Here is a 6,258-nt window from a genome sequence, read left to right as displayed (position 1 = left end):
CTTCCGTTGGAAAAAATTCTACTTCTCAGTCCTTTGGTTCTAGGGGATGATTACCCACCCCCATTACACGTTTGATGTCTGCGACAGACCAAGCCAGCCGCCCATTGACGCGAAGCGCTCGGATGGGCCCACTTTCACGCATGGCCCACTGCCGCAGCGTTTGCGGCGCACGATTGAGATGTGCCGCAGCTTCGTTGGTACACAAAGCGCTCCGCAGCTCTTGCGTCAGAGGACGTAGTTTTTCGTAATTGACTTTCATACCCGTTTTCCTTTCATAGATAGATCGGGGAATGAAATGTCGTCTTCTTAAATGGTTGCAATCAACGTTGCAGTTCTCTAGCTTGAAGATGCCTTAATTCAAGCGGCAACAAAGAGCCATGGGTTGCAACCCCCTGCAATGGTTGCAAGTCTGATTTCTTGGGGCTTATTGGACTTATCTCTTACCTAACCCGTCTAGAGGGTTTGCATTTTTTGAATTTTTTTCGATGATTTTTTGAATGGTCGGTCGAGAAACGCCATAGGTTTTAGAAAGAGAGTTTTGGCTTTCTCCTTTTCGATGCCGTGCGGTGATTTCTTTATCTTGTTGCTTCGTTGTTTTCTTGAGTGAACCTCTTGTTGTCTTCTGAGGCTGTAAGACCTGAAGTTTTACCGTCATCGTTTCGCAGAATTCATCGAAAGCCCGTTCACTGAGAACAATTTCTTTAGGATTGATCGGACCCGATGTAATCGGGATAAAAGATGTCTTGCTGTTGGCTGTGAGTTCCCCACATTCAATAAGCCAGATCAAAGCTTTGCTGACCGATCTTGTGTTTAGCTCATGTATTCTTAGGCACATTTTTTCAAACTTAGGTGCGTACTCTGGTTCTGTGAACGGGTTGTCGAATTGTGTGGGCTTTAGAATTGACAGCACACGCTCAATGGCCTCGTCGCCTGCGATTGGAAATAGGTCAGATGGAACCAGAAGAAGATGTTTGCTCATGAGTTACCGATCCTTGTACAGAGTGCATGGTCTAAGAATCCGCCGCCCAATCTCTTTTATGGCGCATGTACAGCCAATTCTTTGGCTTGACGGAGTGCCGTTGCTCGGCTGGGCAACCACTTGGACTGTGGACTTTAATCATCTGAAGCAAATATCAAACGATCGCCGCAGCTCAGGTCATTGATTGCGCCTTTGACTCCAGCCGAGTGAATAGTGCCCACCCATCAGCGAGATATCTGTCCTCTGGATCGCATAGCTTCGCTTTTTCGAAGGAGTTGCGCTGTCAGGTTTGTAATCCTACCCGGCCATAAGTTGCGGCCGTGCTCTTGCCGACTTCATGTACAACAAGAAATATTGTCGACAGACCTTGGCTATCTGATCATAACCATGTCAAATTCTGAACAGCCGTCTGTAAACAGTCTGTAAGTGCTTCAGACAAGAAAAAAGGCCAACCTGTGAAGGTTGGCCTTGATTCGCTTGGAACCCGCATGGTTGCTGGGTTTCCAAAGATGGTGCCCGGGGCCGGACTCGAACCGGCACGCCTTGCGGCGGGGGATTTTGAGTCCCCTGAGTCTACCAATTTCACCACCCGGGCGGGTATTTGTGAAGACGCAGATTATGGCACATTTTTGAGGGGCTTGGCCCTGCCATCCTCAAAAAATCAGAACTTCATGCCCACACTCAGCGTGGCGCCCTGGGTCTTGGTGCCTTGCTTGTCATAGAAGTTGGTATAGCTCAGCGAGCCATAGGTGCTTTTGTCAAAGTGGTAGCTCATGCCCACGCCATAGGCCGCGTCGTGGTCGGTGTCCGTGATGGACAAATTGCCGACCTGACCGGTGGTCTTGTTCTGAACCACCCCCAGACGGCCAAACAGCTCCCATTCAGGGGTCAGCATGACTTTGGGCTTGATGAAAAGGCCATAGGCATAGTTGACTTTCAGGCTGGTGCCTGGCACTTCGCTGCCGTTCAGGCTGATGGGGTCGGAATCCGCATTGGTGCCCACCATGCCTTCGACCGCCAGATTGGGGTGGAACTCATAGCCCGCCACGATGCCAATCATGGTCGGATGGGCTTTGAGGGTGTTGCCTTCCACGGTGCCTTTGACGGACAACGGGGTGACACCGATTTCGCCGTACCACTGCGCCTGGGCCGCAGCTGCAGACAAGACCAGGGCGGCCAGACATGCTTGTTTGATTTTCATATAAACACCTTTCTTTGAACGCATTTCAGGCTGGTGACCTCTTGCAGGCAACCAGTGTTTTGACGATATGAAAGCTTTGTCAGGGCTTCAGTGTGTTGCCGCACAAGGGGCACTCGACTTATGGCAAAGTACGGCCATGATTTATCCCACCATTGAAGACGCCATCGGCAAGACCCCCCTGGTTGCATTGCAACGTTTGGGAGCGGGTGACATGGGCCCCAAGGGCAATGTGATTTTGGGCAAGCTCGAGGGCAACAACCCGGCCGGCTCCGTCAAGGACCGTCCCGCAGTCTCGATGATCCGCCGGGCCGAAGAACGCGGCGAGATCAAGCCTGGCGACACCTTGATCGAGGCCACGTCGGGCAACACCGGCATCGCGCTGGCCATGGCTGCGGCCATCAGGGGCTACCGCATGATTTTGATCATGCCCGAGGACCTGTCGATCGAACGCGCCCAGACCATGAAGGCCTTTGGTGCCGAGTTGATCCTCACGCCCAAGAGCGGTGGCATGGAATACGCCCGTGATTTGGCCGACAACATGGCCGCGCAAGGCAAGGGCCGCATCCTGGACCAGTTTGCCAACCCCGACAACCCGCGCATCCATTACGAAACCACCGGCCCCGAAATCTGGGAGCAGACTGGCGGCAAGATCACCCATTTCGTGAGCGCCATGGGCACCACCGGCACCATCACCGGCGTGTCTCGCTATTTGAAAGAAAAGAACCCGGCCATCCGCATCATTGGTGCGCAGCCCAGCGAGGGCTCGCGCATTCCGGGCATCCGCAAGTGGCCGCAAGAATACCTGCCCAAAATTTACGATCCGGCGGGCGTGGACGAGCTGGTCTATGTCAGCCAGAGCGATGCCGAAGAAACCTGCCGACAAATGGCCCGTACCGAAGGCATCTTTGCGGGCATCTCGGCCGCAGGCGCTTGCTGGGTCGCCCAGGAGATTGCGAAAACCGTACAAAACGCCACCATTGTGTTCATCGTGTGCGATCGCGGTGATCGCTACTTGTCTACAGGCGTTTTTCCCGCCTGAACCCAGGATGAACCATGGCTGAATTTCGTTTTTGCCCTCAGTGTGCAACCCCCCTGTCTTGGCTGACCCAAATGGAAGACGGCGGCGAGGTCATGCGCCTGCGTTGCACCGCCTGCGACTTCACGCACTGGAACAACCCCACGCCCGTGCTGGCTGGCATTGTGCAGGTGGGCGATCAGATCTTGCTGGCCCGCAACGCGGCCTGGCCCGGTCGGCGCTTTGCCTTGATCACCGGTTTCATGGAAGCGGGCGAAACGCCCGAAGAAGGCATCACACGCGAGATTGCCGAAGAAACCAACCTGGAGGTCTCTGCCCTGAAGTTGATCGGTGTGTACGACTTTCAGCGCATGAACCAGGTGATCATTGCCTACCATGCCGTAGCCGAAGGCGAGGTGCGTTTGTCGCCCGAGTTGGCCGAGCACAAGATGTTTGATTTCAAGGATCTGATCTGCTGGCCCGCAGGCACCGGCTACGCTTTGGGCGACTGGCTGCGCACCATCGGTATCGAGCCCAAGTTCATGACATGGGAAGAGCGTGCCGCGCAAAGCCAAGAACAAAATCAGGACGCATGATGCAGATTGACAAAGAAATAGACACCAGCGGCCTGAACTGCCCCTTGCCCATTTTGAAGGCCAAGAAGGCCTTGAACGAGATGACAACGGGTCAGGTGCTCAAGGTCATCGCGACCGATCCAGGTTCATGGCGCGACTTTGAAGCCTTTGCCAGACAGACCGGCAACGAGTTGGTTCTGCAGGAGAAGACCGAGTCGGCGTTTGTGTTTGGGCTCAAACGCCGCTGAGTCTTTTCAAAGGCTCAGGCCTTTGAGGTATTCGCGAAAGGACGCGCCCACTTGCGGGTGTTGCAAGGCCAGCTCCACCGTGGCTTCAAGAAAGCCTTCCTTGCTGCCGCAGTCGTAACGCTTGCCTTCGTACTGGAAGGCGTAAACGGCTTCGCGTTGCATCAGGCGTGCGATCGCGTCGGTCAGCTGGATCTCACCGCCCACGCCTGTGGGCTGGTTGCGGATCTCGTCAAAAATGCCTGGCGTCAGGATGTAGCGGCCCGCCACGCCCATGCGCGAGGGTGCTTTGTCGGGGCTGGGTTTTTCCACGATTTGCTCGACGCGGATCAATTGACGGCCAGCCGACTCACCAGCCACGATGCCGTAGCGCTTGACTTGGTCGAGTGGCACTTCCTGCACGGCCAAGACGGACCGGCCTTGCTTGGTGTAAGCGTCCACCATTTGCGACAAAACGGAACTGCCTTGGTTGACCATCAGGTCATCGGCCAGCAGCACGGCAAAAGGCTCATTGCCCACCAACGGCTCGGCGCACAGCACCGCGTGGCCCAGGCCCAGCATGCGGTTTTGGCGCACATAGGCACAGACCATGTCGTCCGGTTGTACCGAGCGCACCAAGGCCAGCAACTCTTCCTTGTGAGCGGCTTCGAGTTCTGTCTCGAGCTCATAGGCCGTGTCGAAATGGTCTTCAATGGCGCGCTTGCTGCGGCCCGTCACAAAAATCATGTGGCGCACGCCCGCCGCATAAGCCTCTTCCACCGCGTACTGGATCAGCGGCTTGTCCACCACGGGCAGCATCTCTTTGGGCGCGGCTTTGGTGGCGGGCAAAAAGCGGGTGCCCAGGCCCGCGACGGGGAAGACGGCTTTGCGGATGACGTTGTGGCTCATGGTCTTTTCCTCTGACTTGACGGGGCGGTTCAGCCCAGACGCTGCAATTGCTGACGGATTTTTTCAACGGTGGCAGTGAAGTCGGCCACCCGTTTTTTCTCTTGCTCGATGACCGCTGGCGGTGCCTTGGCCACAAAAGCTTCATTGCCCAGCTTGCCGTTGGCCTTGGTGATCTCGCCTTCCAGACGCGTGGCTTCCTTGGTCAAGCGGATCTTTTCGGCCGCCACGTCCACTTCCATGAACAGGCACAGGCGTGCTTCACCCACCACGGCCACGGGCGCAGCTTGTGCAGCGGCCGCCCACTCGGCTTCGGTTTCAAAAACTTTGACTTCACTGAGCTTGGCCAGTGATTGCAACACCGGCGCCACGCTTTGCATGAAGGCGGTGTCGCCCAACACATACATGGGCATGCGCGTGGCAGGCGAGACGTTCATCTCGCCGCGCAGGTTGCGGCAGGCGTCCACCAGGGTTTTGAGCTTGGCCACATGGGCTTCAGCCGCTTCGTCGATGCGCTCGGGCTGGCTCACGGGGTAGGCCGCGATGCTGACCGACTCGCCCGGACGGCCTGCGACCACCGACACTTTTTGCCAGAGTTCTTCGGTGATGAAGGGGATGATTGGGTGCGCCAAGCGCATGATGGTTTCGAGTGTGCGGATCAGGGTGCGGCGTGTGGCGCGTTTTTGCGCGTCGTCGCCGGTGTTGATCTGCACTTTGGTAATTTCGAGGTACCAGTCGCAGAACTCGTTCCAGACGAAGTCGTAAATCGTGTTGGCCACGTTGTCGAGGCGGTATTCGGCAAAGCCTTTGGCCACATCGGCCTCGACGCGTTGCAGGTGCGAACTGATCCAGCGGTCGGCCTGGCTGAAGGACAGGTAGCCGTGCACCGGTCCTGCGGCCGTGGCTTGGCCGTTGGCATCGACGCCGGGTGCCGCGCATTCGGCTTTGGTGTGTTCTTTCAGGCCGCAGTCCTGGCCTTCGCAGTTCATCAGCACAAAGCGGGTGGCGTTCCACAGCTTGTTGCAGAAGTTGCGGTAGCCCTCGCAGCGCTTGCAGTCAAAGTTGATGCTGCGGCCCAGGCTGGCCAGTGCCGCGAAGGTGAAGCGCAGAGCGTCAGCCCCGTAGGCGGGGATGCCCTCGGGGAATTCTTTTTCGGTTTGCTTGCGCACCTTGGGGGCGGTCTCGGGCTTGCGCAGGCCTTGGGTGCGTTTGTCGAGCAGGGGTTCGAGGGTGATGCCGTCGATCAGGTCGACCGGGTCGAGCACGTTGCCTTCGGACTTGCTCATTTTCTTGCCTTGCGCGTCGAGCACCAGGCCGTGGATGTAGACGTGTTTGAAGGGCACTTTGCCGGTGAAGTG

7 protein-coding genes and 1 tRNA gene are annotated in these 6,258 nt (G+C 56.8%); 3 read left to right on the top strand and 5 right to left on the bottom strand.

From position 1 onward, the window contains the following. Positions 1 to 433: 433 nt before the first annotated feature. The 3 genes from Q1W40_RS13030 to Q1W40_RS13020 form a co-directional block, all read right to left on the bottom strand. Positions 434 to 979: a hypothetical protein gene (locus Q1W40_RS13030; RefSeq protein ID WP_283225552.1), complete on the bottom strand. Its 546-nt coding sequence runs from the start codon at positions 977 to 979 to the stop codon at positions 434 to 436. Between the two features lie 510 nt (positions 980 to 1,489). Then, a tRNA-Leu gene (locus tag Q1W40_RS13025) sits at positions 1,490 to 1,574 on the bottom strand. Between the two features lie 66 nt (positions 1,575 to 1,640). Further along, entirely contained in the window at positions 1,641 to 2,180 is a 540-nt protein-coding gene (locus Q1W40_RS13020; RefSeq protein ID WP_300712770.1) for an outer membrane beta-barrel protein, read from the bottom strand. Between the two features lie 136 nt (positions 2,181 to 2,316). Here Q1W40_RS13020 and cysM point away from each other — a divergent pair, with 136 nt between their 5' ends. From cysM to Q1W40_RS13005, 3 genes are read left to right on the top strand one after another with little or no spacing between them, the layout of a single operon-like run. Beyond that, positions 2,317 to 3,219 (top strand): cysteine synthase CysM, encoded by a 903-nt coding sequence (gene cysM, locus Q1W40_RS13015; RefSeq protein WP_300712768.1) that lies wholly within the window; start codon positions 2,317 to 2,319, stop codon positions 3,217 to 3,219. 14 nt (positions 3,220 to 3,233) lie between these two features. Continuing rightward, the gene (locus Q1W40_RS13010; protein ID WP_300712766.1) at positions 3,234 to 3,791 is read left to right on the top strand and encodes an NUDIX domain-containing protein; all 558 of its coding nucleotides are present in this window, start codon (positions 3,234 to 3,236) and stop codon (positions 3,789 to 3,791) included. Then, entirely contained in the window at positions 3,791 to 4,018 is a 228-nt protein-coding gene (locus Q1W40_RS13005) for a sulfurtransferase TusA family protein (protein WP_300712764.1), read from the top strand. Before Q1W40_RS13010 ends, Q1W40_RS13005 begins: the two co-directional genes overlap by 1 nt. Positions 4,019 to 4,024: 6 nt before the next feature. On the opposite strand, the gene galU is transcribed toward Q1W40_RS13005, so the two are convergent. After that, positions 4,025 to 4,903, bottom strand: a complete 879-nt coding sequence (galU, locus tag Q1W40_RS13000; protein ID WP_300712762.1) for a UTP--glucose-1-phosphate uridylyltransferase GalU — start codon at positions 4,901 to 4,903, stop codon at positions 4,025 to 4,027. A 29-nt stretch (positions 4,904 to 4,932) separates the two neighbouring features. Continuing rightward, the coding region (locus tag Q1W40_RS12995) for a class I tRNA ligase family protein (protein WP_300712760.1) at positions 4,933 to 6,258 on the bottom strand (1,326 nt) is incomplete at its 5' end.

The sequence above is a fragment of the Limnohabitans sp. genome (assembly GCF_030158565.1).
In the GTDB taxonomy this organism is placed as follows: Bacteria; Pseudomonadota; Gammaproteobacteria; order Burkholderiales; family Burkholderiaceae_C; genus Limnohabitans_A.
This window is presented reverse-complemented; position numbering and strand designations above follow the sequence as displayed.